Origin of the sequence: Gilvimarinus algae (genome assembly GCF_030518215.1) — a bacterium.
Lineage (GTDB): Bacteria > Pseudomonadota > Gammaproteobacteria > Pseudomonadales > Cellvibrionaceae > Gilvimarinus > Gilvimarinus algae.
The window spans coordinates 108672-134587 of the sequence record NZ_JAULRT010000047.1; the positions used below are offsets into that span (position 1 = coordinate 108672).

Here is a 25916-nt window from a genome sequence, read left to right on the forward strand (position 1 = left end):
TCGCCAAACACACCATGGGCCTACGTCATTTGACGCATACAGCCCGGCGCGGCAAATGCGTAAGGTCAGACGCCGTACTGGTACGGCTTTTGACTAACAAAGATTGGCCTCCACATGGAAACCGGCTTCTGTGGGTCTTGCGGGTTGACGGATCGTACCGGGCGCACCAAAAACGCTCGAGATCTGAAACAGCGCACCAAATCAGACTCATGCAAGCGCGGGTTTTATGGGGAGTTGATCATCAAACATGACGGCTAAGCAGCACATCTTTCGCGTGCGGCGAAATTATAACCAGTGGGTGGCCAACCAAACGCTGGAAGATTACGCCCTGCGCTTTACCGCTAAAAGTGCCAGACGCTGGAGCGTCACAAGAGTCGCCATTACCGCGCTCGGCGCCATATCCTTTCTCGCTCTCGAAGCCATAGGCGCGACCGTGACTCTGCACTACGGTTTTGTGAACGCCATGGCCGCGATCGCCGCCGTCAGCGTGATTATTTTTCTCACTGGTATGCCCATCAGCTACTACGCGGCAAAGTATGGTGTAGATATCGATCTGCTAACGCGAGGCGCTGGGTTTGGCTATATCGGCTCGACCATTACCTCACTGATCTACGCGTCCTTCACCTTTATTTTCTTTGCCCTGGAAGCGGCCATCATGGCCATGGCGCTGGAGCTGCTCTTTGGCATCCCTCTGGCGATTGGCTATTTTATCAGCGCCGTGCTGGTCATTCCTCTGGTGGTCTACGGCATTACCTTTATCAGCCGTTTCCAGCTCTGGAGCCAACCGCTATGGCTTATTTTGCAGCTCACGCCTTTTGTGTTCATCATTTATGCCGATGCAAGCGCCGTCAAAGACTGGACGGCGTTCACCGGCTCAGCGCAAAAGGACTCGCAGCTCGACATCATGCTCTTTGGCGCCGCCTCAGCCGTGATGTTTTCTTTGATCGCCCAAATTGGTGAGCAGGTCGACTTTTTGCGGTTTATGCCCGAGCCGACACCCGCCAATAAAAAGCGCTGGTGGGCCTGCGCCATGGCCGCCGGCCCTGGTTGGATTGTGATTGGCGCCATTAAAATGCTGGCCGGTTCGTTTCTCGCGGTGCTGGCACTGAGCCACGGCATAACACCGGAGCACGCGGCCGATCCTACCCGCATGTATATGGTGGCGTTTGGCTATATTACCCAAACGCCTGCCGTCGCCCTGGCGGTCGCCGGTATTTTTGTCGTCCTCTGTCAGCTGAAAATTAATGTCACCAACGCCTATGCCGGCTCCATTGCCTGGTCCAACTTTTTTTCTCGCCTGACGCACTCTCACCCCGGCCGGGTCGTCTGGCTGGTGTTCAACGTGGGCATTGCCCTGTTGTTAATGGAGCTCGGCGTTTACCAGGCCCTGGAGCAAACCCTCGGCTTTTATGCGATCGTCGCCGTGGCCTGGCTCGGCTGTTTGGTGGCCGACCTGGTGATCAATAAACCCCTCGGCCTGTCGCCGAAACACATTGAGTTCAAGCGCTCGCATTTGTTCGACATCAACCCGGTAGGGTGCGGCGGTATGATCATCGCCGCCTTGATTGGCATGGCGTGCTACTCCGGCATTCTCGGTGATCAGGCCCGCGCCCTCACCCACTTTATTTGCCTGGCGGCGGCGCTGATCGCCGCCCCGTTAATCGCCTGGCTCACCGGTGGGCGCTACTATCTGGCGCGCGAGGTGATTGCCAGTGATGTGATCTACGACGATCCCTCGCACCGCACGGCAACCTGCTGCATTTGCGAGTTGCGGTTCGAACGCGAAGACATGAGTCATTGCCCCGCCTACGCCGGTAATATCTGCTCGCTGTGCTGCTCGCTGGACGCACGCTGCGGCGACTACTGCAAACCGGGCGCCGGTTACTGGGCCCAGGTAAAGACGTTTGGCAACCGCTTTCTGCCCGCTTGGTTGGTACCCAACATCAACTCCCGCATCGGCCACTTTCTCGGTCTGTTGACCGTCATCAACGGCTTTTCAGCACTGCTGTTGTCACTGGTGTACTTTCAGTCCGCCACTCCGGCGACGGCGGCAACGCTCTGGAAAGTGTTTTTTTTGTTGGTGATCATCACCGGTATCGTCAGCTGGCTGTTTGTGCTCGCCCACGAGAGCCGTGTGGTGGCTCAGGAAGAGACGCAGCGTCAGACCCGGCTGCTGACAGAGGAGATTCTCGCTCACGAACAGACCGACCGCGAGCTGCAGCGAGCCAAGGAAGCGGCCGAAGCCGCCAACCTTGCCAAAAGCCGCTACTTGACGGGTATCAGTCACGAGCTGCGCTCGCCGCTCAATGCTGTGCTCGGCTACGCCCAACTGCTGGAAGCAGACCCGAGCATACCGCCGGCCAGACGTGACGCTATTTCGGTGATTCGCCGCAGCGGTGAACACCTGGGAGACTTGATTGAAGGGCTGCTGGATATTTCCAAAATCGAAGCCGGGCGCCTCGATTTGCACATGGAACAGGTGCGCCTCCCCCAGCTGCTGGATCAATTGGTGTACATGTTCCGCCTTCAGGCGGAGGCCAAGGGGTTGAATTTTAACTACGTGCAAGAGACCAGCCTGCCCGAGTTTGTCAAAACCGACGAAAAGCGCCTGCGCCAGATTCTAATCAACATCTTGTCTAACGCGATTAAGTACACCGAAAAAGGTCACATACGCTTTCACGTTCGCTACCGTAGCCAAGTAGCGGAATTCACCATTACCGACACGGGCGAGGGAATTGCAAGGGAAGACGTTGAGCGGATCTTCCAGCCTTTTGAGCGGGTCAAGCGCCCCGGCAGTACCATATCGGGAACCGGCCTGGGGCTCACCATTACCCGCTTGCTGACCGACATTATGGGCGGCGATATCGCCGTGCAAAGCAACCCAGGCCAGGGCAGCCAGTTTCGCGTCGCGCTTATGCTGTCGAGCAGCAGTTCCCCGAGACCGGCTCACAAGGAAAACCGGCAAATCCACGGCTACCTCGGTCCGCGCAAAACCATTTTGGCGGTGGACGACGAGGCCAGCCACAGGCAGCTGATTGAGGCGGTGCTGACGCCGCTGGACTTTACAGTGATCACGGTCGACAACTCCCTGACCGCTCTGGATCGGGCGCGTCAAAGCAACCCGGACCTGGTCATGCTGGACATTTCCATGCCCGGCCTGTCCGGCTGGGAAATCGCCAGCCAAATGCGCGCAGGCGGCATTGATTGCCCGCTGATGATGGTCTCTGCCGACGCTCGGGAAAACCACCCCGAAGAGCCGGACCCACCACTGCACAATGCCTACATCGTCAAACCGGTACAACTCGCTGTGCTGCTGGAAAAGATCGGTCAACTGCTGAATATTCAGTGGCAGTACACACCGGCAAAAGTCATTAGCCAACCGGAAAAGCAGCGCCCAGGCATCTTTGAGCTGCCACCGGACAATGCAGTGCAGCAACTGCGCAAGCTGGCTTTGATTGGTCACAAAAGCGCGCTGGTTCAACTGCTCAACAGCTTGATGGCCGAAGAGCTATGCAGCCGCGCCTTCTACGAGCAGGCCTATGCCAAAGCCTCGAATTTTCAGTTTGAATCCCTCATCACACTGCTTCAGGACAACCGCAATGAACCCGCTCAGTAGCGAGAAACAGGTCGTACTCGTCGTTGATGACTCGATCGACAGCATTCGCATGATCAGCGACGTGCTGGAGGAGGCCGGCATGACCGTGCTGGTCGCACTCGAAGGCAGCCAGGCTGTCACCATTACCCGCAACATTACCCCCGACATTGTGCTGATGGACGCGATAATGCCCAACATGGACGGCTTTGAATGCTGCCGGGCGCTGAAAGAAAACCCCAAGCTGATCGATGTGCCGATTATTTTTATGACGGGCCTGAGCGATACCGAGCACGTGGTCATGGGTCTCAAGTGCGGCGGTGTCGACTATGTCACCAAACCCATTAACGCCTCCGAGTTGATTGCGCGTATGCAGGTTCACCTGACCAATGCGCGCATGACCAAAAGCGCGCGCCAGGCGTTGGACGCGGCCGGGCAAACGCTGTTTGCCGTCAATGCCGCCGGCGGTATTCTCTGGGCCACACCGAGGGTGCATCAGCTGCTGAGCAAGCTGATGCCTTCCGACTCGCCAAGCCTACCCCAGCTCGCCCACACCCTGCAGCGCTGGCTGGAGCATCAACCCCAGCCCGGCCATAAGCTCAGCCTAGAGCAGATGGAAGAATCACTGACCGTAGAGTTTTTGGCGCTGGTGGACAACAAAGAGTACCTGCTGCGCCTGACCGATACGCCCAATGCGGAAAACCACACGGACCTGTTACGTCAAGCCTTTAGCCTCACCAGTCGCGAGGCGGATGTGCTGCTGTGGATTGCCAACGGCAAGACCAATCGGGAAATTGGCCAGATTCTGGAAATGAGTCCGCGAACAGTGAACAAGCATCTTGAACAAATTTTCAAAAAGCTCGGAGTGGAAAACCGCACCTCCGCTGCGGCCATGGCCATTCGGGCACTGGCCGAGCGGACCTACTAGCGGGCGGGTTACCCGAGGGCTGGCCAGAATTACCGACCGACCCAGGCCTGAAAGTCAGTAACAAGCCGCTCTAGTCTCTGACGAGTATCGCTGTCGGTCAGCTCTCCGCCGGAAAATTTGTTTTGTGCGCTGGGCACGGCAAACTCCGGGGCGCAGAACACCGGGGTCAACGTACCGGCCAACACCTGCTTCATTTGTCCCTGCGCCCGTACCCCACCCATGGGGCTCATCGAGGCGCTCAGCAGCAAAGTCGGCTTGTGGGCCAATACCGATTTGTACGCCGGGCGAGATACCCAGTCGAGCGCATTTTTTAATGGTCCGGGGACGCCGTAATTGTACTCGGGCGTGGCGATGATCAGCGCATCGGCCTCGGCGATGGCGTTTTTCAGGCGCACAACAGCTTCGGGTTTGTCATCGCCGTCAATGTCCTGATTGTAAAGCGGCAGGTCACCGATCTCGGCCACTTCAGTCTCAACCGAGTCCGGCAGCAGAGCAAGCGCCGCCTTTGCCAATGACGTATTCAGTGAGTCTTTGCGCAAACTGCCGCTGATCGCGAGTACTTTCATACCATCTCCTCCATTCAACTGGTTTTCTGCGAGCCGTGATCCACGCCCCGGTGAGCACCATGGTACGGCAAAAACCATTGTTTAGACTTGCGCATACCGTAACCAAAATCGTGCATCACCAAATACAGGCAAGGCACCAACAGCAGGGTAACAAAAGTAGCAAAGAGCACACCAAAGGCCAAGGACACCGCCATGGGGATTACGATTTTTGCCTGCAAGGAGCTTTCAAACATAATCGGCAACAACCCAATAAAGGTGGTCAACGAAGTGAGTATCACCGCGCGGAACCGCCGGCGACCCGCCTGGATAACCGCATTGTGCAGGGTTTCGCCGCGCTCGCGCGCGCCATTGACAAAATCCACCAACACCAGCGAGTCGTTTACCACCACGCCAATGGCCGCGAAAATGCCAAACAGCGACAGGCTGCTGAAATCATACCCCATGATCACATGGCCCCAAATGGCGCCGATGATGCCAAACGGAATCACCGACATAATCATCAACGGCTGGGTGTAGGAGCGCAGCGGCAGCGCCAGGAGCACGTAAATCATGATCAGGATCAAAAGGATATTGACGAAAAAGCTGGTAAAGGTTTCACGCTCCTCTTTCAGGTTTCCCGACTCTTCCAGGCTCACTTGCGGGTAGCGCTGCTCAATGTCCTTAAACACCGTATCTTCCAGCGCGCCGGCCACAGTCAAAGGTTGGGTCTTGGCAAAATCCAGCGTCGCCCAGACGGTGATCGTGCGGTTGCCGTCCTCGCGGTAAATCTGGTTCACGCCGTCCACGAGGGTAATATCGGCCACTTCTTTCAACGGCACCTTGCCGCCGGTGGGCGTGTTGATCAGTACCTCATCCACGGCGCCGAGCACATTGCGTTCGGTTTCGGGGTAGCGCACCATCACGCGAATTTCCTCGCTATCGCGCACGATCCTCTGTGCCTCTATACCGTAGAGACTGGCCGAAGCCTGGTTGGCCACATCGGCGGTGGTCAGGCCCAGGCTGTATGCCACAGGTTTAAGAGAAAAGCGCGCCTCTTTGACCCCTTGCTGCTCACTGTCCTGAATTTCGTAGACCCCATCCATTTTGCCCATGGCCTCGCGAATATCCGCGGCGGCCTGGCGCAACTGTCCAAGGTCAGTGCCAATTACCCTGAAGCTCACATCGCCGTCGTTGGTGCCATCTGACATCTGCACACTGTCGATCACCGAGAGACTTTTCAGGCCACTGATCTCGGGCATTTTTTCCCGCCAGCGAGCCGACAGGTCAAAGGTATCCATGGGGCGCTGTTCGGGGTCGACGAGCTTGGCCTGAATTTCCGCCTCGGTGCGCGACTGCATGGAGACAAACAGCTTTTCGATCATCGGGCGGTCGAACTCGTTTTGGATATCGCTTTCCACCGCGTTGATCATGCTTTCGATAGCGAGCAACGCCTTCAGAGTGTCTTGCTCCGGCGTGCTGGCGTTCATCTCAATATCCACAACCGCAAAGTCGTGCGGCACCTTGGGGGTACCCACAAACTTCAAGAAGCCGGCGGCAAACATGCCCACGGTGATCAAAATAGCCGCTGTGAACAGAGCCATGATCACATAGCGATAATTCAGGGCCCACTGAAGACCGGGGGTGTACTGATTATCAATAAAGCGCTGCAGGCGATTACCGATGGCCGTCTGCAAACGGTCGATACGCCCCTTCGAGTTGGGCGAGACCGGCTTCATGTGCGCCAGGTGCGCAGGCAAAATCAGCTTGGATTCCACCAGCGAAAACAGCAGGCAGAGCACCACCACATAACCGATGGCGTGCGGGAAGGCCGAATTGGGGCCGGACTCCAACACCATGGGCATAAAGGCGGCGCAGGTGGTCAATACCCCAAAGGTGGCAGGAGTAGCCACCTTTTGCGCGCCGCGAATGACGTTGTCAATGCTCTGACCCTTTTCCTCAATTTCCGAGTGCACGCTCTCGCCGATAACAATGGCATCGTCAACCACCACCCCCAGCACCATAATAAACGCAAACAAACTCCCCACATTGATGGTCACATCCACCCAACTCATGGGCAGCAGCATCATGGCACCGAGAAAACTCACGGGCAGGCCGAGCATGACCCACATGGCGAGCTTGATGCGCAGGAACAACGCGAGAATGCCGAACACCAGCAAGCCGCCCCAGAACATGTTGCTGAGCATCATATTCAAACGGCCGTTGAGGTAGTAGGTCAAATCCACCCAGGGCGCCAAATGCACGCCGGCGGGCAAAGACTGGTTGCGCTCGGCGATATAGTCTTTAACGGTTTGGGACACATCGGTAATGCTCTGGTCCTTAGTGGCGCCGACAAAAAACGTGACAGCATTGTGGCCGTTGAGCTTGGTGTAGTTTATGCCCTCTTCAAAACCATCGTTGACGCTGGCCACATCCCCAAGAAGAATGGTGGTGCCGTCTTCCAGTGTGCGCAGTGGCAGGCGTTCAAACTCCTCACCAATGTAGGCCTGGTTTTCCACCCGCACGGAAATAAAACCGTCCTGCGCGCGGATTTGTCCGGCCGACTGATTGGTGGACCAGTTGCGCACCGCCTGGGCAATGCCCTCGAAGGTCAGGCCGTACTCATAGAGTTTGTCGCGGCTGACTTCAATGGCAATTTCATAGTTGGAGCCGCTGTAGTAGTCGACAATGCTGATGTCGGGCAGAGAGCGCAGTTCGCTGTAAATCTCCTCGCCCATGCGTTTTAAATCGAAGTTGTTCAAGTCGCCGTAGAGCGACACGTACATGACTTCCTGGCGGTACTTGACGCGACTGACCCGCGGGCGCTCCATCCCGTCCGGAAAACTGGAAATGGAGTCCACCGCGGTTTTGACTTCGTCGAGCACCTCCTGTGCATCGTACTCATCCATCACCTCAATGCTGGCACTGGCGCTGCCGCGGTTGGAACGGGTAATCAGCCGCTTGATACCTTGCACCGAGGCCAGTGCCTCCTCGAGCTTGACCGTGATGGCTTCCTCGACGTCCTGCGGCGCCGCACCGCGATAGGTAATATTGATATTGATCCAGTTGATCTCGATTTGCGGGAACATCTGCTTTTGCAGGGTGAGCGCGCTGTACAAGCCAACCAGCACAATGACCACCATCAACAAATTGGCGGCCACACTGTTGCGGGCAAACCAGGCGATAATGCCTTTGCGTGTATCGTCAACCGATTCCATTACTCTTCTCCCGCGCCGGGCTGCTCATCCGCCTCTGGCTGCGCATCGGCCCGATCAAGCACCTCGCCGCGCAGCTGCAAATCCATGCCTTCCACAGGAAACTCCAGTGAGGTGGTGATCAGCTGATCGCCGCTTTGCACACCGCCAACGATCACACTTTCACCGCCGTTGTTGCGGATCACCTCCACCTCGGTAAACGCCAGCTTGGCGTCTTTGTACAGAGCCACTTTGCCCTCTTTAACCAGATAACGCGGCACCTGCACGGCGCTGTCCAATTCAACGCCCTGAAGCTGGGCCACCACGTAGCTGCCAAAGGCCAAATCGGCGGCATCGGTATCACCGCTCGCGAGGTGATAGGGGTCGGTGACTTTTGCCACCAGATAGCGCATGCGGGTGTCGGCGTCGATCACGCCTTCGGTGCGCACAATGCTTGCCTCCCAGGTCTGCGGCTCACCGTTTTTGTCCGAGTGCAAGATCACCGGCGTGCCCACGCCGTCACCGGGCAAATATTGCAGCTCGCTGCTGGCGATGGGCAGGCGAATTTCGGCCGTGCTGACATCCAGCACCTGACCGAGCTGCGCGCCCACATTGACAAAAGTACCCAGGCTGACGCCGCGCTCGGCCACCAGCGCCGTGTAGGGCGCGACGATGCGGGTGCGGTCGAGATCCTTTTGCGCCTGCTTGAGTGCGGCGCGCGCCGCCGTGACCTGCGCTTTAGCTTGCTCCAGCTGCGGCTTGCGCAACCCCAGCGCCGGTGCGGGCCGGTCGTTGATATCTTCCCACTCGACTCTGGCCACTTCGCCTTGCGCCTGTTCGAGCTCCAGTGCTGCCTCGGCGCTGGCAAGGCTCGCCCTGGCATTTTCTACAGCCACTTCGTAGTTGGTAGGATCGATGGTCGCCAGCACCTCGCCTTTTTGCGCGATTCCACCGCGCACAAAGGCCTCGGACAGAGAAACGACTTCACCACTGACCTGGGCCACCAGATTGGTGGTGTACTTGGGAGTCACCAACCCTTGGGACTTCACAGTTAATTGCAGCGGCTGCATCTGTACTGTACTGATTTCAACCAGCGCAGAGTGCTTTTCCGGCGGCTTTTCCGGCGGGGCCCCGCGCAGCGCCATCATAAGGATCAGCACCGCGACAGCGGCCACGATAATCAGCAGTGGCATCAGCCAGCGAATGTTTCTGCCCAAAAAGCCTGGGGTTTGCATGGATGTTTCTCTCCTGTCCATTTAGGTGCGAGACGACGGCGGGTGTAAAGACACCTCCGTGCGAAATACAGTGGGCGGTCGCGCCCCATTGAGCTCGCCCGATATCATACGCTCACTGGTCGCTGACTGTTACTGCAGAGTCCAGAAATGTTCTATTTCAAGGCGCCCGCCGCAGCACTGCCCCGCATTTGTTCATACCGCGACGAGCCTTAGGCTGGCATAGACGCCGCAATGCAGAAAATAGTTGCAGTGGCACTCATTCTCGGCAACCGCTAGAGAGTAATCCGTTAATTGGCATAGCAGTTGCTCAACAAGCCTCAGGGAAGGCTGGATCATTTTGAAAGGCCGGGCCTTTGCACCAGAAGAAGGCATTTTTTACCAGTTTCCGGCCATTCACGCCACTAATACCATCTCGGAGATGTATGAGCTAGCACCATGAACGGGCAAATAAGCGCACACACTGCACCAACTGAAAACACGGAAAGCGGTGCCTATCAACGGTACTACGCTGTCTACCGCCGCCGTCAGGATGCGCTCAACCTAATCCGCCAGCTCAACCGCACCATTAAAGCTGCCCAGCGCCACCGCGGTATGAGCATGGGCTTGCTCGGCGGCAACGACCTGTTTCGCGAAGAATTTAACCAGCTGCAGATGCAGCTGGAGCGGCGCATACTGCTGCTCCAGGCCATGGCCGGAGCCAGCGATGCACTACTCACTGAACGCGATCAGCAAAATCTGAAAAGCGCCTGGGTCACCATTAGCCGCGACTGGCAGGAAGACTCGGTAATCGACAACTACGAGCTGCACTGCCACCTTATTGAACAATCGCTGGCCATGCTCGCGAGTCTTTCCCGCGAACTGGAACAGCCGATTCAGGAATTTCTCGGGGACCAAAGCAACGCCAACGAGTCGGGCAGCTATCCCAGCCGCTTCAAGCACCTTGAGGTGCTGCACTTTACCACCCGCCTGCTGCCCGCCGTGGTGGAGCAGATTGGTCGGATTCGCGCGCTCGGCACCTACGCCGCTGCCGCCGGGTTTCTCGATGCTCACCACGACAGCAAGCTGCGCTATGTTATCCAGTGCACACGGGTGAACAACGAAAAGCTGCGCCACCAGATCAAACGGCTGGAGGGCATTCTGGAGCAGGACATTGGTCTGTTGAGCCAGCTTAAGAGCTACGAGCTCAAACTGATGTTTCTTCTCAATATGGTGGAAACCGACATTCTGCACGAAGGCGCCATTCACGCCGACAGCAACCGCATCTACAACCTGGCCACGGATATCATCGACATCTACTTGTCGATTGTCGACAACGGCATCGACTTGATCAGCGAGTGGCACGACGCCGATATGGACCAGTGGCTGGTCAGCACGAAGCATTAAGCACTTAACAGTCGGCCCTACCCACTCACTCCCGCCTCGGGCACAATAGCAGGGCCTGCTGTCTTCGGGGATGCCCTATGAAACCCACTGCCCTAATGGCGCTACCCGCCATTGTTGCCGCTCAGCTATCGCTCGCCGAGAACGCCGGCGAGGTTCCCGAACACGCGCGGGCGTCTTACCAGGCCTGCTTGAGCCACATGGTGAACACGGCAGACGGCGAGATGACACTGGCCGAGCTGCGCCATACCTGCCGACAGATGCTGGCAGCCGAAGCGGGAGCAACCCGCAGCGAGGCGCGCGAGCAAGCCCAGGAAAACGCCCTGCAAACCCGGCGTGAGATGGAAGCACTGAACCGCTCCAACCGGTTTTTACTCACCCCCCACCACCGCAACTATATTCTGCCGGCGGTGTATACCGACCGGCCCAATGAAGCGCCCTTTGATGAGGCCTACGGTGAGGACGTCTCGCTGCAAAACACCGAGATTGAGTTTCAAATTAGCCTTAAGGTTCTTATCGCCCAGGACTTGTTTCACAACAACGGCAACCTCTATGTGGCCTACACCAACCATTCCTATTGGCAGGCGTACAATACGGACATCTCGCGGCCGTTTCGCGAAACCAATCACGAGCCCGAGCTGATTGTCTCGGTGGACAACGACTGGGAGCTGTTCGGCTTTCGCAATGTGATTAATCAGGTGAGCCTCGCCCACCAGTCAAACGGCCAGGCCGGCAGCCTGTCGCGCAGCTGGAACCGCATCAAGTTCACCAGCATCTTCGAGCGCGGAAACCTCGCGCTCGCCCTCACCCCCTGGTACCGACTGCCGGAAGACAGCGACAAAGACGACAACCCCGACATTGCCGATTACTACGGTCACTATGAACTGACCGGCGCCTACACACGTAATCATCACATACTGAGTTTCATGACGCGCCGACCCTTCTCAAGCCGCGGCGCCCTGGAACTCAGTTGGTCATTCCCCGTCAGCTCTACGGTGCGGGGCTTTATTCAATATTTTGATGGCTATGGCGCGAGCTTGATCGATTACAACGAAGACACACAGTCCATCGGGCTGGGTGTGGTGTTCACCGATCTGTTCTGAGCCCCGCGTTCGGCCTCACGGAGAATCGCTGTGCTACTCGCAACTCAACTGACCGCGCGCCTGTGCCGCCTCCCAGCCCTTTTAAGCCCCCTGTGCTATGCGCTGCTGACCCTGGGGCTCGCCTGCACCCTCACAGGTTGCGCCAGCCCGGACATCAGCGACTACACCGGCCGCGAGCCGGCCTTTGCCCCGGAGGAGTTTTTTCAGGGTGATCTCACCGCGCACGGGGTGGTGAAAGACCGCTCGGGCAAGGTTACCCGGCATTTTAATGCCACCATCGACGCCTCCTGGAACGACGGCGTGGGCACACTGAAAGAGCGCTTTGTCTTTGATGACGGTGAAATTCAGTGGCGCACCTGGACGCTCACCCCCACCTCTGAGACGACCTTTGATGCCACCGCCGGCGATGTGCTGGGCACAGGCCGGGGCAAAGTGGCCGGCAACGCGCTCAACCTCAACTACACTCTGGAAATTGACTACAAAGACGACAAGCTGGCGCTCGACGTTGACGACTGGATGTGGCGGGTCTCTCCAGAAGTGGTGATCAATCAGTCGATTCTGCGCAAGTGGGGCTTTAGAGTCGGCAGCATCCAACTGGTGATTGAGAAGCGCTAGGGCGGGGCGCTCGACTGGCACTTAACCCTGAGTTTGTGTATAAAGTCACAGGCGCTGAACAGACTTCAGGGAATTGCACGTTTTATGGCCTTTTCGCGATTAGTTCCACCACAGCCGCGACCAGCCCCCACCGTCTCTAAGACGGGCCGCGCGCCCTTCGCGTGCGGCGTTGCACGTTATTACCAACCTTTCTACATGGATCCACCGGGCCCTGCTCTGCCCGGGCTGGTCGCTGCCTGAGCATTCCCTGACTTGCACCTGAGCGATAACAAGACTAACGAACGCGACCCGCGCTAAGGCGGGTCCGGCAACCGGGGTGTTACCACACCATGACACTACTGAGTATTATCCTGCTGCCCATGGTGGGCGCACTACTGCCTTTTTTTACCGAGCGGTTTGGCCGCACCCTCTGCGCTTACTCGGCGGCCATTGGCCCGCTGTGCGCGCTGGGGCTGCTGATCGGCAGCGCCCCGAGCGTGTTCAACGGCATGGTGGATTACACCTACCTGCCCTGGCTGCCCGCTATCGGCTTGGACCTCAGCCTGAGGCTGGACGGCCTGGGGCTGATGTTCGCGCTGCTCATCGTCGGCATCGGCCTGTTGGTGATTCTCTACGCCCGCTATTACCTGTCCCAGCGCGACTCACTGAGCAAACTCTACGCCCTGCTGCAGCTATTTATGATGGCCATGCTAGGCATAGTGCTGTCCAACAACCTGCTCCTGCTTATTGTGTTTTGGGAAATCACCTCGCTGGTGTCCTTCCTGTTAATCGGCTACTGGTCAGGGCAGACCGATGCCCGCAAAGGCGCGCGCATGGCGCTGGCTGTCACCGGCGCGGGCGGCTTGTGCCTGCTGGCCGGCGCCCTGTTGATCGAGCGCATTGTCGGCAGCTTTGAACTGGGGGCTATTTTCGCCGCCGCCGAGCAGATCAAGGCCGACCCGAGCTACCCGGTCATTCTGGTACTGGTGCTGCTGGGCGCCTTTACCAAATCGGCCCAGTTCCCCTTCCAGTTCTGGCTGCCCCACGCCATGAGTGCCCCCACGCCGGTCTCGGCCTACCTGCACTCGGCCACCATGGTAAAAGCCGGGGTATTTCTGCTCGCGCGCATGCACCCGGCGCTGGCGGGCACCGACGGCTGGTTTTACATCGTCACTTTTACCGGCATGGCGACACTGCTGTTCGGCGCCTACAACGCCCTCTTTAAACATGACCTGAAAGGCCTTCTGGCCTATTCCACCATCAGCCACCTGGGCCTGATCACCATGCTGCTGGGCTTTGGCACACAACTGGCGGTGGTGGCGGCGATTTTCCATATCATCAACCACGCCACCTTTAAGGCCTCGCTGTTTATGGCCGCCGGGATCATCGACCATGAAACCGGCACCCGGGACATGCGCAAAATCAACGGCATGTGGAAGTACATGCCGCACACCGCGCTGCTGGCCATGGTGGCAGCCCTGGCCATGGCGGGCGTGCCGCTGCTGAACGGCTTTTTGAGCAAGGAGATGTTTTTCTCCGAGGCCCTGCACATTGAATCCATGGGCATGTTCAGCTGGATCTTCCCGTTAATGGCGACCCTCGCCGGGGTCTTCTCGGTGGCTTACTCGGTGCGCTTTATTCACGATGTGTTCTTTAACGGCGAGCCCATCGACCTGCCCAAATACCCACCCCACGAACCACCGCGCTATATGATTGTGCCGGTGGAAATTCTGGTGGCCCTGTGCCTGCTGGTGGGGATACTGCCCAACTTTACCGTGGCGCCGTTTCTCGATGCGGCGAGCCTGGCGGTACTGGGCGAGAACAAGCCCGATTACCACATCGCCATCTGGCATGGCTTTAACCTGCCCCTGATAATGAGCATTGTCGCGACCGTGGGCGGGGTGATTATGTACACCCAGCGCTCGGGCCTGTTTGCCTTTTACGAGCGCAAATTCCGCCACGATGAGAAAATTGTGTTCGAATCGCGGGTGCAACTGTCCGTGCGCGTTGCCCAACTGTTTACCGATTTTGTACAGAACAACTCGCTGCAGCGTTACATGGCCCTGTTGATCGGCGCTGCCGTGGTGGTCATCGCCTACGCCCTCTACCCCATGACGCAGTTTCAGGGCACCCTGGGCGTGTCGGACATTGAGCCTGTAAGCCTCCTGGCCGCCATCATCCTGATCGTGGGTGCGCTGGGTACGGTACTGCTGCACCACAATCGCTTTGCCGCGCTCTTGTTAATGAGTGTGGTGGGGCTGGTGGTCTCGCTGATTTTTGTGCGCTACTCAGCGCCGGACTTGGCGCTGACGCAAATTTCGGTAGAAGTGGTCACTATTGTCCTGCTGATACTGGCGCTGTATTTCCTGCCGCAAATCACACCCAACGAGTCGGGCGCCAAGCGCGTCACCCGAGATATCGCCCTGGCCGCGGCGGCCGGTATCGGCATGGGCCTGATCACCTTCGCCATGATTACCCGCCCCTATGAAACCCTGTCGGAGTTTTATGTGGCCAACAGTGTCTCCGGCGGTGGCGGTGCCAATATCGTCAATGTGATTCTGGTGGACTTCAGGGGCTTTGATACCTTCGGCGAAATCACCGTTTTGGCGGTGGCAGCGGTGGGCATTTACGCCATGCTCAATGGCTTGCACCTGCCGCTCCCCCAAGCCGATGGCGAGGGCCGCCGGTGGGACAAAGAGCCTCACCCGCCCATTTTGGCGGTGATGGCGCGGATTCTCTTGCCCCTGGCGCTGATGGTGTCGGTGTACATCTTTTTGCGCGGCCACAACGCACCGGGCGGCGGCTTTATTGCGGGCCTGGTAACCAGCGTCGCGCTGATTCTGCAGTACGTCGCCTCGGGCACCGGCTGGATGCAAGAGCGCCTCAGGTGGAAGTATCGCCGGGTGGCAGTATCCGGGGTGCTGATCGCCGCGCTCACCGGCGTGGGCAGCTGGTTCTTCGGCTATCCGTTCTTAACCTCGACCTTCAGCCATATTCACTGGCCGGTGGTGGGCGATTTTGAGCTGGCCTCGGCCATGGCCTTTGATACCGGCGTCTACGTTACCGTGGTAGGCGCCACTATGCTGATCCTGGCCCACCTGGGTAAGCTGGCGCAAACCAGCCACTCGCCGCGCCCAGCCACCAGCAAAGTTTATAAAAACACCGAAGTGACCAGAGGAGAAAACTGATGGAAGTTCTGGTAGCCGTGGTGATTGCTGTACTCACCAGCTGCGGGGTGTACCTGTTGCTGCGCGGACGCACCTTCCCCATTATTTTGGGCCTGACGCTGCTCACCTACGCCGTCAACCTGTTTATCTTTGTCTCTGGCCGTTTGAACCCAGGCCAGAGCACCATCATCGGCGTCGGCGAAGGCTATACCGACCCACTGCCCCAGGCCCTGGTGCTGACCGCGATTGTGATCAGCTTTGCCATGACCGCCTTTGTCATGGTACTGGCACTGCGCGCCCGCGCCGAACTGGGTAACGACCATGTCGATGGGCGTATCAAGGTGGAGGACGTTAAACCGTGAATCACCTGATTATCGCGCCGGTCTTACTGCCGCTACTGACCGCCATTTTACTGCTGCTCGGCACCGGCCGCCCGCTGCGGGTTCAGCGCAGCATCAGCTTTTTAAGCATCATCGCGCAACTGGGTGTGGCCACAGCGCTGCTGGCGAGCGCCGCTGGCAGCACCATTACCGTCTATGCCCTGGGCAACTGGGCGCCGCCGTTTGGCATCGTGCTGGTACTGGACCGGCTCAGTGCGCTGATGGTGTTTGTGACCGTGGTACTGGCGTTTTTCAGCCTCTGGTACGCGGTGCGCGGCAACGACAAACCCGCCGACAGCCTGCACAGTGTGCTCCACTTTTTGCTGATGGGCGTGAACGGCGCTTTTTTGACCGGCGACCTGTTCAACCTGTTTGTGTTCTTTGAAGTGCTGTTGATTTCCTCCTACACCCTGCTGCTGCACGGCGGCGGCGCGGCGCGGATTAAATCGGGCCTGCACTATGTGCTGCTCAATCTGGTGGGCTCGAGCTTGTTCCTCATTGCCGCCGCGCTCTTGTACGGGTTAACCGGCACACTGAATATGGCGGACATGGCCAACAAGGTCGCGCAAACTACGGCCGAGGAAGCCCCGCTGATGAACGCCGCCGCCCTGCTGTTGCTGGTGGTGTTTGGCCTGAAAGCGGCCATGGTGCCGCTGTATTTCTGGCTGCCGCGCGCCTATGCCTCCGCCTCGGCGCCGGTGGCGGCCATGTTCTGCATTATGACCAAAATCGGTGTCTACTCGATTATCCGCATGTACACCCTGGTGTTTGGCGATACCGGCGGCGCGGTGGCCAACCTGGCCGAGCCCTGGCTCTGGCCGCTGTCACTGATCACCCTGGGCTTTGGTGTGGCCGGTGCCTTGGCCGCGCGCGAGTTACGCTTGCAAATTGCCTACCTGGTGGTGGTATCGGTAGGCACCATGCTCGCCGGTATCGCGCTCAATACCGAGCAAGCGCTGAGTGCCACCATGTACTACCTCATTCATTCCACCTGGGTGTGCAGCGCGCTGTTTTTGCTGGCTGACATTATTGTGCGCCAGCGCGGCGCCACCTCCGACCGCATTATTACCGGTCCCGCCCTGCGCCAGCCAGTGAAACTGGGGGCGCTGTTTTTTATCGCCGCCGCCGCAGTGATTGGTATGCCGCCCCTGTCGGGCTTTATCGGTAAAGTCATGCTCATGCAAGCAGCCACCACCGACGAGCGCACCTTCTGGCTCTGGTTTATGTTGCTGGCAGCGGGCTTTGTCACCATTACCGCGCTCAGTCGCAGCGGCAGCACCATTTTCTGGCGCACCGAAAACCGCGTGGCCAAGGTCGACAAAGCCGACCGTGGCGCGCTGCTGGCGGTGATTACCATGCTGGCGCTCTCGCTGGTGTTGTCATTCGGCGGTAATGCCGTCGTCGCCTACACCGATGCGCTCGCACAACAATTGAAAAATCCAGACATTTATACCCAGGCGGTGCTCAGTCACCAAGCCATTCCGGGGGTGCATCATGAGTAGTCTTGCCGGCAAAAAACTCTTTCCCCACAAGCTGCTCAGCGCGTTTATGCTGGGCCTGTGGCTGCTAATGAACAACACCATCGCCCCCGGCCACTGGGTGCTAGGCTTTCTGCTCGCCTGGGCGATACCCTTTTTTACCCAGTCGTTCTGGCCCCAGTCCATGGTACTCAACAGGCCGCTGCTGGCGCTGCGGTTTTTGCTGCTGGTGTTGTGGGATATTCTGATTGCCAATGTGCAAGTCGCCATTTTGATTATAGGCCCGCGACAAAAATTAAGCCCCGCATTTATGCGTATTCCGCTGGATTTAAAGCAGGACTTCACCATCACCCTGCTGGCCAACACCATCTCGCTCACGCCGGGCACGGTAACGGTCGATCTGCAGATGGAAGAGGGCTACCTGCTGGTACACGGGCTCAACGTTGACGACATTGACCAGGCCATCGCGGGCATCAAGCAGCGCTACGAACAGCCGTTAAAGGAGATTTTCGAATGCTCCAATCCGTAATCCAAATCACCATGTTTATTATCGGCGTAGCGCTGGTGCTCAACCTGTGGCGTCTGTGCATCGGCCCCACCATGACCGACCGCATACTCGCGCTGGACACCATGTACATCAACTCCATCGCCATGCTGATCGTGTTCGGCATGCACGAAAAAAGCACCCTGTACTTTGAAGGCGCGTTACTGATCGCGGTCATGGGCTTTGTCGGCACCGTCGCCCTGTCCAAATACCTGCTGCGCGGCGACATTATTGAGTGAGGCAACCATGAGTTTTGCAACCGAAGTCGTTATCTCCCTGTTCCTGCTCCTCGGCGCCTGCTTCGCTTTGGTAGGCTCCCTCGGGCTCGCCCGCCTGCAGGACTTCTTTATGCGCCTGCACGGCCCCACCAAAGCCACCACCCTGGGCGTAGGCGGCATGGTCATAGGCTCTATCATCTTCTTCACCGCCGGCGAACACGAACTCAGCCTCCACGAACTACTCATCGCCCTCTTCCTCTTTATCACCGCCCCGGTCAGCGCCCACATCGTGGGTAAAGCGGCACTGCACCGACAGCTGCCCTGTGAAGTGCGAACCAAGAACGTGCCCTGGGGAAATGACGGCGGGAAAGATTCGGTGGATACTAACTGATTGGGATTGCCGGAGCAGAATACTGGACTTTGAAATTATCGGGGGTGAACACCTGTAAAGGAATAGCTAATGCAGCGGGCGCACGGAGAAGCGGGAGCTGACTTGACTACTTCTTTGCTCACCAAAGAAGTATCTCGTCTTCAGGCGAAACAAATCCGCGATGCCAGTCGAAGTACTAATAAAGAACCTTATCGATCAACAAGGTTACGCCAATACCTCTCCAAAACCTTTTCCACCCTATCCCCCACAAATACCTGCGGTTCGGAGTGCTCAAACTCATCCTCATCTTCCCAGCGTTCAATCAGTGCTTTCGCCTGCTCAAAAGCCTGAATAAACCCCTCTGCCTCAGGAAGTGCTTGCTCAAAGTACGCCCGGCCAAAATAGGTCATTGTGTCGCTGTCGCCACAACCAAAACTGGTGCGGTCGGCGCGCGCGGCGGTCATGACCAGATGATTCGGCGCCTGCAGAGGCTCGACAAAACCGCCGGAGTAGCAAGCGGACAGCATGATGATTTTGGGATTGCTCTGCAGGGGCTCAAGATACTGCGTCAGTTCTGCGGCCGTTAAGTCAATAAAGTCGTGCTCCGGCGCCTCCAATGAAAGCTCGTGCTCTGCCGAGCCGTGACTGGTGAGATACAGCAGCAGAATATCTTCGCTTTGCATGTTCTCCGACAGCCGACTCAGCGCCTTTTGCAAATTCCCCAGGGTGAACAGCGGCAGGTTCGCCATGGTACTGGGATGATTGCTCAGCGCCGCAAGATGCCCGGGCTTTGCGAACGAGCGCTCAAGGGTTTGCGCTATCGTTTGTGTTTCCAGCGAAAACACCTTTTGGGTGCCGTCGCCGGCGCCGAGCAGGACAAACAAATCCACTTCACCGGGCTGCGAGGCTTCGAGTGCGGCGAAGGCGTTTTCAAAGCGGGCGTTTTGATCAAACAGCGCCTGCTCAATGGCCAGCTTTTGCGCCCGGCGCTCCTCGGCGCTCAGGCTTTCGCCGATAAATCGGCCCCAGCGCCACTTGCCCGCCTCCAAGACCTCCCCGGTGGCGACATCGACGCGCTCTCCGTAACCGTGAAACAGTCCGGCCTTGAACTCACCGGTGTAGCGGTTTTGCTCGTCCTCCCAAATACCGGCGCCACTGAATTGCCACGCCTCGAATTCGCCGGCGTAGCGGTTACCGTCTTCACCAGTGTAAGTGCCGAGACCCGTGAGCTGGCCCTCGACGAATTCGCCAGTGTAGGCGCCCTCGGGCGAGGCGTAGATACCCTCGCCATGAAAGGCGTCATCTTTGAATTCGCCGGTGTAGGATATGCCGTCCGAGCCCTGCCACTGGCCTTTGCCGTTGAGCACGCCCTGCTCAAAGTGGCCGCGGTAAACTTCTCCGCTCTTTAGGGTCAGCTCGCCCTGGCCCTGGATCACCCCAGCGGCAAACTCGCCAAGATACACGTCGCCGTTGAGCCACTCGAGCCGCCCCTTACCGCTCATCAAACCGTCTTCCAAGGGCCCGGTGTAGCGTGAGCCATCGGGTAAGATCAGGCTGTCGGCATCCCTGGCACTGAGCTGGCCGTGGCCGCAGGCGGTCACCCACAGGGCAAGGATCAAGGTCACGAATCTCACTGTTGAGGCACTCCTGTTAACAGGCTAAAGCTTTCCAGAGCCTGCTCGGCCACATCCCGACCAGCCAGGTTGTAGCCAATGGTGGTTTTCTTGCCGCTGCGATGCACGGCCTGAAGCTTGTAGAAAGTGGTGTGCTGACGACCGCTCTGGGATGAGTAACTCTCGGCCAGCGCGAGCCCGGTGATTTCGCTGCGAGGTGTGCGACGATTGCCAAGGCTTGCACCCAAAATGCGTGTGCGTGTGATCAGAGCGTTTTGATCCAATCGCACATCCAGGCTGCGCGTGAGCAGGTAAAGACCCGCCAGGGCCATGGGAGCGCCGATCAAGGCAAACAACCAGGCCGGAAAGTCGTCACTGGGAACAGCAAAGCCAACAGCGGTAAAAATACCACCCACCAACAGCAGGATAAACTTGCCACCGATGTGTTTAAAGGCCGGGTAGTGAACGATCACCCCGCCCGGAATCTGGCGGATATTCAAAACGCTCTCGAGGGCCTGTTCGCGCTTTTGCTCGGCGGCGCTGTGCGCCGTGCTCGGCTCGCGCAGGGCTTGCGCGTTTTGCGCCGTAGCAAACACCGGAATTTCATAACTGCGATCGAAATCGGCGCCCTCGAGCTCGCAGGTCATGCTCAGCCGCCACAGATGGTAGTTGTTGTCCGGCGCCTGCGATACGGGCAGACCATCCTCGACATCAAACAAAATGCTCAAACGCGTGCCCCGGGCCGTGCGCTGCGTATGTGCAGCGCCCTCACGCTGCCAAACCAGCGACTCGCGGCGTTTGCGGTTTTTCCCTGAGCCCGAGTAGTAAATGCGCACGCACTGCAACACCACCTCAAACACCTGATCGTGACGATAAGGCAGATTCACGTCGATGGTGCCACCCACCTGACCGCCAATAGAGCCAGGATAGGGATCGAGCGTCAGGGGTGCAGGGCCAAAACGTCGCCAGGCCAGCGTCGCTTTGACGGCCCAAGCCAGCAACCCCATACCTACAGCGGGAAAGATCAGAGCAATGTAGGCGGCGTGATTACCGCCCAGGGCCTCGCCAACGGCGCCCACCGCTGCCGGTATGGCAATCGCATTCCAGAAAATCGTAATCCCCCAGGCGGCGTACATTACGACTTTGCCATCGCTGCTGATAACAGGCGCCCAGTCATTGCGAGTGAGCCAGGGTTTGACTTGCGCGTCTGCCTCGGCCACACCCGCGGCTTTATCGGGCCTCGCCAGCAGGGCGTAAGCCCAAATGCCCAAGCCGACCAGGCCGAAAACAACCACAAAGACCAACTTGAAGATTACCAGCTCACCGCGCAGTTCGCGATTGAGGACGGCCTCGGCCGGTTGCTCGGGGTTCACGTAGGCGGGCACAGGACGCGCCTTGTCTTTGGCCGCCCTCAAACGGTCGTAAAGGTTTTGCTGAAAGTCACCAATATTATCAGCGCCCGAGGCAACCCCCACTCTCTGCCCCTGATAAGGTCGCCCGGAATAGTCGTAGCGATAACGGGCGATCACTTCGTAGGTGGTAGAGCCGTCCGAGCGGTGGGATTTAAGCTCAACCTGCTCGATTTCGGCCGGCACCTCCTCCCAGCGTTGCATGGACTGCCAATCCTTGAGCTGCGGGATCACACCGAAGAGCGCAAAACCAATACCCACCGCGGCAAACGGCAAGCCAAAGAGCAACAACAACCAGCGCTCTTTGAGTTTTTGTCCCAATTGAAAACCCGGCTGCGACATCCCACTTGCCTCACTGTCAACGCGATTTGCTTTATCTGATCATCACAGGCTTGATCAAATGCCGGCGACACACCATCATGCAGAAAATTTATTGTATCGGAATCATCCTATGGCCCGCATTATAGCGATTGTGGAAGACGAAAAGGCCATCGCCGACAACTATAAAGAGGCCCTCACCCGACTGGGCTATCGGGTAGAGCATTACGCCGATCGACCCAGTGCCCAGGCGGCTTTTGCCCGCGCGCTACCGGATCTGGCGATTATCGATGTCGGCCTCGGCGACGAGGTAGAAGGCGGCTTTGAACTGTGCCGGGACTTGCGCAGCCGCGCGCCAGAACTGCCGATTGTGTTTCTCACCGCGCGCGATGACGAATTTGATGTGATCTCCGGCCTGCGCCTGGGCGCCGATGACTACCTCACCAAAGACATCAGCCAGGCCCACATGCTCGCGCGCATCAACGCGCTGTTTCGCCGTATCGATGCTTTGCGCCAGCCGGTCAATGAAGACGACACCCTAGAGCGCGGCCCACTGGCCATTAACCTGTCGCGGATGAACGTCAGCTGGCACGGCCAGCCGGTGGACCTGACGGTCACCGAGTTCTGGATACTCCACGCCCTGGCCCGTCACCCGGGCCATGTGAAAAATCGCCAGCAACTGATGGACGCCGCCAATGTGGTGCTTGATGACAACACCATCACCTCGCACATCAAACGTATCCGGCGTAAGTTCACGGCTTTGGATGCGCAGTTTGACTGCATTCAAACCGCCTACGGTATGGGTTATCGCTGGCTGGGCAGCCCGTGAAACTGCGCCGCCAGCTGGCCCTCGTCTCTCTGGTGGCCCTAATCCTGCCCTGGGCCGCGCTCCAGTCTCTGCAGGTTTTTGACGCCCTGCTGCGCGAGAGCCAGGTGGCAAGCCTTACCGCCACCGCCCGCGCTGTAGCAGCGCGCCTGGGGGCCGACGCGGATTTGCTGGAGCGCTCGGAACTGGCGGCGCAACCGGCGGCCGCCGAAAACCGCGAGCTCTACGCGCACCCCTTGCCTGCTCCACCTATCCTCGACGGCGCTGGCGATGAATGGCGCACCTTTGGCGCCGAACCTCTGAGTTTCAGTGATGGCGACACTCTAAGCATGGCGTTTCTCGCGGGCTTTGCCGCCGACAAGCTCTATCTGTTTATTTCTGTCACGGACCCCGAGCGCCGCTTTCACAACCCGGCCAGCGGCCAACTCGCCAGTGGCGATCATCTTTTGATTCACAGCGAGCGGCCTGGCCTCGGCGGTCGCTACTATGTCATTCGCACCGAGCTGCCCGGCACCATTGAGGCGGTGTACCGCGACCTGAGCGGTGCCGAGCACCCAGACTATCGCATCCAGGGCAGCTGGCGCGAATCGAAAGGCGGCTACCAGCTAGAGCTGCGCATGCCCGCTGAGTTCGCCAAAGGCCACTTTGCCGTTTCGGCCGTGAGTAAGGGCGCTGACGACTTGGCCCATGTGGGTACTATCGGCGAGCTGGCCACGCTCGCCGGCGGTGAGGACCCAGGGGTGCTGCCTTCGGCCGAGGGCCGCCTGGTTAGCCTAAGCGAGGCTCTGAATGAGGCCCTGACCATCTTTACCGCCGAGGACACGCGCCTGAGCCTCATCGACCGCCATGGGTGGCTGCGAGCGCAGACCGGCGAGCTTACCCCAGAAGCACCGCGATCTGGGGCCACGACGGCACTGGGCTACCTGCTGCCGCGCCCGCACCACCCGCAGTGGCAGAACGCCAATACCGGGCACTGGGACCCAAAGGATGTGGGCCCAAGCAGTGCCGGCGAGGCCAGCGAACGTTGGTTTAGCGACCGCGGCGACAACATCGCCGCCGTGGCAGTGCCCGTGTATGTCGGCTGGCCAGACGCTGGCGCCGTGGAGTCGCAGCGCGCCGGCAGCGTTGTGATTGAGAAGCGCTTGGCCCCCTGGCGGATGCTCGACAATCAGGCCGCACTCGAGCTCCTTACCTTTACCCTCGGCGGCGGACTCCTGCTGCTGGCCCTGCTGATCGGCTACGCCAGCTGGTTGAGCCTGCGCATTCGAAAACTCAGCCGGGCGGCTGAGCTGGCCGCCTCCGAGCGCCAAGCACCGGACAAGGCCCTGGCCAGCTGGCCGCGCTATCGACTCGAGGACGAGGTGGCAGAGCTGTCCGAGCATTACCGTCAGCTTCTGGAGCAGGTGCGAGCACATACTCACTACCTGAAAACCCTGACCGGAAAACTGTCTCACGAACTGCGCACCCCGCTCGCCGTCGTGCGCAGCTCACTGGACAACCTGCTCGCGGCCCCCGCCAGCGAATCCGGCCGCTACGCCGAGCGCGCGCGAGAAGGCTGTGAACGCCTGAGCGCTCTGGTCAGCGCCATGACCGAGGCGAGCCGGGTGGAAGCGAGTATCGCCAGCGCCGACATTGAAGAGGTGGATCTAAAGCAACTGATCAACGACATCCGCGCCGCCTACGCCGATGCCTACCCCAGCCACAGCTTTATCGCCCGCATTGAAAGCCCGGGTTCGGGGCGCTATCGGGCCCGGGTATCTCCCGAGCTGCTGGTGCAGATGCTCGACAAGCTGGTGGACAATGCGGTCAGCTACAGCCCGGTGGACAAACCCATTACTCTGGGTCTCAACCGCAGCTCGGCTGGCGATGAGCTGCCCTACTTCCAGCTGAGCGTGGCCAATGAGGGGCCGCCTCTGCCGGAGCAGCTCGAGGGACAGCTGTTTAATTCCCTGACCAGCGCCCGGGAAACGAGTAGCGGCCAGTTGCATCTGGGGCTGGGACTCTATATCGTCGACCTCATCGCCCGCTTTCACGGCGGCGCGGCTGGCGCCCGCAATGAAAGCGGCGCCGGCGTGCTCTTCTGGGTCGACCTGCCGGACAAGCCCCGGGAGATTCGGGCGACCAAGCCGACCTGAGGGTTCGCCCCCGCCGAACGGCAAAGAGTTGACAACAGCCAGCAAACCGGTAAAATGCCGCGTCTTTTATGAAGCCTGAGTCCAGCCAGCGCTTCGCGAAACAGATTTGATTTATTAATAGGAGCAACACGGTGGCAAATTCACCTCAAGCCAAAAAACGTGCACGCCAGAACGAAAAAGCTCGCAAGCACAACGCCAGCCTGCGCTCCATGGTGCGCACCTACTTGAAAAAAGTGGATGCCGCCATTGAAGCAGGTGATGCAGAGAAAGCCAAAACCGCTTACGCGGCGGCTGTACCGGTCCTCGACCGTATTGCCGACAAGGGTATTTTTCACAAAAACAAGGCCGCTCGTCACAAGAGCCGTCTGAACAGCAAGATCAAGGCGCTGGCCTCCTAATCGGAGCGCTTTGCCTAAAAAACCGGCTGAGGCCGGTTTTTTTATGCCCGAAAAACGCATTCCTCTGACGTTCGCAGAAAATTCACATCGGTGCAACACTACTTTCAAAAAGCTGACGTATAACACCCTCGACGCTAACCACAGAGGGAAAGTTATGTTGCCACGCGAACACTACCTGAAACAGCCCTTTCACGGTTTACAACAGCTGACAGACACCAGCAGCCTAACCAGCGCCCAAACCCGTCTGATCAAAAAGCACGGCGCGCTGATCACCGCCTTACTGAGTGATGAGGTGCTCAACCCCAACCTGGCGGATCTGCGCCTGGTTAAAACGCTCAGCAACAAAAGCGCACCGACCAACCCGGTGGAGCAAGCCTGGCTCAAGTACGAAGCCCTGCTGCAGGCCCAGCAGCCCAAAGCCAAGCCACTGAAAAAATCCGCCTGATCGTCAAGCCTGCGGGGGCTAAGCCCCGCGGGCGACCCTTCCCACCA

Annotated in this window: 20 protein-coding genes; 15 read left to right on the forward strand and 5 right to left on the reverse strand. The window is 58.7% G+C overall.

Annotated elements, in window-relative coordinates; genetic code table 11:
- The first annotated feature begins 247 nt into the window (after positions 1 to 247).
- Together QWI16_RS06845 and QWI16_RS06850 are read left to right on the forward strand one after the other, a co-directional pair.
- Positions 248 to 3616, forward strand: coding sequence for a hybrid sensor histidine kinase/response regulator (locus QWI16_RS06845; RefSeq protein WP_302712042.1), 3369 nt, complete (start codon positions 248 to 250; stop codon positions 3614 to 3616).
- Entirely contained in the window at positions 3600 to 4520 is a 921-nt protein-coding gene (locus tag QWI16_RS06850; protein WP_302712043.1) for a response regulator transcription factor, read from the forward strand. Before QWI16_RS06845 ends, QWI16_RS06850 begins: the two co-directional genes overlap by 17 nt.
- A 29-nt stretch (positions 4521 to 4549) precedes the next feature.
- Here the strand turns inward: QWI16_RS06850 and QWI16_RS06855 are convergent, their stop codons facing one another.
- The 3 genes from QWI16_RS06855 to QWI16_RS06865 are packed head-to-tail and all read right to left on the reverse strand — an operon-like array spanning position 4550 to position 9491.
- Positions 4550 to 5086: an NADPH-dependent FMN reductase gene (locus tag QWI16_RS06855; RefSeq protein ID WP_302712044.1), complete on the reverse strand. Its 537-nt coding sequence runs from the start codon at positions 5084 to 5086 to the stop codon at positions 4550 to 4552.
- Positions 5087 to 5100: 14 nt separating this feature from the next.
- On the reverse strand, positions 5101 to 8280 hold the full coding sequence (locus tag QWI16_RS06860) for an efflux RND transporter permease subunit (protein WP_302712045.1): 3180 nt from the start codon (positions 8278 to 8280) through the stop codon (positions 5101 to 5103).
- Positions 8280 to 9491 (reverse strand): efflux RND transporter periplasmic adaptor subunit, encoded by a 1212-nt coding sequence (locus QWI16_RS06865; protein WP_302712046.1) that lies wholly within the window; start codon positions 9489 to 9491, stop codon positions 8280 to 8282. The genes QWI16_RS06860 and QWI16_RS06865 overlap by 1 nt, the downstream gene beginning before the upstream one ends.
- 435 nt (positions 9492 to 9926) lie before the next feature.
- On the opposite strand from QWI16_RS06865, the gene QWI16_RS06870 reads away from it, so the two are divergent.
- From QWI16_RS06870 to QWI16_RS06910, 9 genes are all read left to right on the forward strand, one after another.
- Positions 9927 to 10874, forward strand: coding sequence for a hypothetical protein (locus QWI16_RS06870; protein ID WP_302712047.1), 948 nt, complete (start codon positions 9927 to 9929; stop codon positions 10872 to 10874).
- Between the two features lie 77 nt (positions 10875 to 10951).
- Positions 10952 to 11974: a phospholipase A gene (locus tag QWI16_RS06875; RefSeq protein ID WP_302712048.1), complete on the forward strand. Its 1023-nt coding sequence runs from the start codon at positions 10952 to 10954 to the stop codon at positions 11972 to 11974.
- A 30-nt stretch (positions 11975 to 12004) separates the two neighbouring features.
- A complete protein-coding gene (locus tag QWI16_RS06880; RefSeq protein ID WP_370659919.1) occupies positions 12005 to 12589 on the forward strand; it encodes a DUF3833 domain-containing protein in 585 nt (194 codons plus the stop codon).
- Between the two features lie 329 nt (positions 12590 to 12918).
- Complete coding sequence (locus QWI16_RS06885; RefSeq protein WP_302712049.1) at positions 12919 to 15756, forward strand: monovalent cation/H+ antiporter subunit A; 2838 nt, start codon at positions 12919 to 12921, stop codon at positions 15754 to 15756.
- Positions 15756 to 16097: a Na+/H+ antiporter subunit C gene (locus QWI16_RS06890; RefSeq protein WP_302712050.1), complete on the forward strand. Its 342-nt coding sequence runs from the start codon at positions 15756 to 15758 to the stop codon at positions 16095 to 16097. Before QWI16_RS06885 ends, QWI16_RS06890 begins: the two co-directional genes overlap by 1 nt.
- On the forward strand, positions 16094 to 17617 hold the full coding sequence (locus QWI16_RS06895) for a monovalent cation/H+ antiporter subunit D (RefSeq protein ID WP_302712051.1): 1524 nt from the start codon (positions 16094 to 16096) through the stop codon (positions 17615 to 17617). Before QWI16_RS06890 ends, QWI16_RS06895 begins: the two co-directional genes overlap by 4 nt.
- Positions 17610 to 18122, forward strand: coding sequence for a Na+/H+ antiporter subunit E (locus QWI16_RS06900; protein WP_302712052.1), 513 nt, complete (start codon positions 17610 to 17612; stop codon positions 18120 to 18122). The genes QWI16_RS06895 and QWI16_RS06900 overlap by 8 nt, the downstream gene beginning before the upstream one ends.
- The gene (locus QWI16_RS06905) at positions 18107 to 18376 is read left to right on the forward strand and encodes a K+/H+ antiporter subunit F (protein ID WP_302712053.1); all 270 of its coding nucleotides are present in this window, start codon (positions 18107 to 18109) and stop codon (positions 18374 to 18376) included. The genes QWI16_RS06900 and QWI16_RS06905 overlap by 16 nt, the downstream gene beginning before the upstream one ends.
- Before the next feature lie 7 nt (positions 18377 to 18383).
- Complete coding sequence (locus QWI16_RS06910) at positions 18384 to 18746, forward strand: Na+/H+ antiporter subunit G (protein ID WP_302712054.1); 363 nt, start codon at positions 18384 to 18386, stop codon at positions 18744 to 18746.
- Positions 18747 to 18934: 188 nt separating this feature from the next.
- Here the strand turns inward: QWI16_RS06910 and QWI16_RS06915 are convergent, their stop codons facing one another.
- Together QWI16_RS06915 and QWI16_RS06920 are read right to left on the reverse strand one after the other, a co-directional pair.
- Positions 18935 to 20359, reverse strand: a complete 1425-nt coding sequence (locus QWI16_RS06915; protein ID WP_302712055.1) for a C13 family peptidase — start codon at positions 20357 to 20359, stop codon at positions 18935 to 18937.
- The gene (locus QWI16_RS06920) at positions 20356 to 22089 is read right to left on the reverse strand and encodes a DUF3592 domain-containing protein (protein WP_302712056.1); all 1734 of its coding nucleotides are present in this window, start codon (positions 22087 to 22089) and stop codon (positions 20356 to 20358) included. Before QWI16_RS06920 ends, QWI16_RS06915 begins: the two co-directional genes overlap by 4 nt.
- Before the next feature lie 109 nt (positions 22090 to 22198).
- Here QWI16_RS06920 and pdsR point away from each other — a divergent pair, with 109 nt between their 5' ends.
- From pdsR to maoP, 4 genes are all read left to right on the forward strand, one after another.
- Positions 22199 to 22894 carry a proteobacterial dedicated sortase system response regulator gene (gene pdsR / locus QWI16_RS06925; protein WP_302712057.1) on the forward strand — a complete coding sequence of 232 codons (696 nt, stop codon included), beginning with the start codon at positions 22199 to 22201 and terminating at the stop codon, positions 22892 to 22894.
- Complete coding sequence (locus tag QWI16_RS06930) at positions 22891 to 25026, forward strand: ATP-binding protein (protein ID WP_302712058.1); 2136 nt, start codon at positions 22891 to 22893, stop codon at positions 25024 to 25026. The genes pdsR and QWI16_RS06930 overlap by 4 nt, the downstream gene beginning before the upstream one ends.
- A gap of 131 nt (positions 25027 to 25157) precedes the next feature.
- Entirely contained in the window at positions 25158 to 25424 is a 267-nt protein-coding gene (gene rpsT / locus QWI16_RS06935) for a 30S ribosomal protein S20 (protein ID WP_302712059.1), read from the forward strand.
- A gap of 154 nt (positions 25425 to 25578) precedes the next feature.
- On the forward strand, positions 25579 to 25869 hold the full coding sequence (gene maoP, locus QWI16_RS06940; RefSeq protein ID WP_302712060.1) for a DUF413 domain-containing protein: 291 nt from the start codon (positions 25579 to 25581) through the stop codon (positions 25867 to 25869).
- The last annotated feature ends 47 nt before the right edge of the window (positions 25870 to 25916 follow it).

Coding starts and splice junctions, on each gene's coding strand:
- QWI16_RS06845 (WP_302712042.1), top strand. CDS start 248: ATGACGGCTAAGCAGCACATCTTTCGCGTGCGGCGAAATTATAACCAG.
- QWI16_RS06850 (WP_302712043.1), top strand. CDS start 3,600: ATGAACCCGCTCAGTAGCGAGAAACAGGTCGTACTCGTCGTTGATGAC.
- QWI16_RS06855 (WP_302712044.1), bottom strand. CDS start 5,086: ATGAAAGTACTCGCGATCAGCGGCAGTTTGCGCAAAGACTCACTGAAT.
- QWI16_RS06860 (WP_302712045.1), bottom strand. CDS start 8,280: ATGGAATCGGTTGACGATACACGCAAAGGCATTATCGCCTGGTTTGCC.
- QWI16_RS06865 (WP_302712046.1), bottom strand. CDS start 9,491: ATGCAAACCCCAGGCTTTTTGGGCAGAAACATTCGCTGGCTGATGCCA.
- QWI16_RS06870 (WP_302712047.1), top strand. CDS start 9,927: ATGAACGGGCAAATAAGCGCACACACTGCACCAACTGAAAACACGGAA.
- QWI16_RS06875 (WP_302712048.1), top strand. CDS start 10,952: ATGAAACCCACTGCCCTAATGGCGCTACCCGCCATTGTTGCCGCTCAG.
- QWI16_RS06885 (WP_302712049.1), top strand. CDS start 12,919: ATGACACTACTGAGTATTATCCTGCTGCCCATGGTGGGCGCACTACTG.
- QWI16_RS06890 (WP_302712050.1), top strand. CDS start 15,756: ATGGAAGTTCTGGTAGCCGTGGTGATTGCTGTACTCACCAGCTGCGGG.
- QWI16_RS06900 (WP_302712052.1), top strand. CDS start 17,610: ATGAGTAGTCTTGCCGGCAAAAAACTCTTTCCCCACAAGCTGCTCAGC.
- QWI16_RS06905 (WP_302712053.1), top strand. CDS start 18,107: ATGCTCCAATCCGTAATCCAAATCACCATGTTTATTATCGGCGTAGCG.
- QWI16_RS06910 (WP_302712054.1), top strand. CDS start 18,384: ATGAGTTTTGCAACCGAAGTCGTTATCTCCCTGTTCCTGCTCCTCGGC.
- QWI16_RS06920 (WP_302712056.1), bottom strand. CDS start 22,089: ATGTCGCAGCCGGGTTTTCAATTGGGACAAAAACTCAAAGAGCGCTGG.
- pdsR (WP_302712057.1), top strand. CDS start 22,199: ATGGCCCGCATTATAGCGATTGTGGAAGACGAAAAGGCCATCGCCGAC.
- maoP (WP_302712060.1), top strand. CDS start 25,579: ATGTTGCCACGCGAACACTACCTGAAACAGCCCTTTCACGGTTTACAA.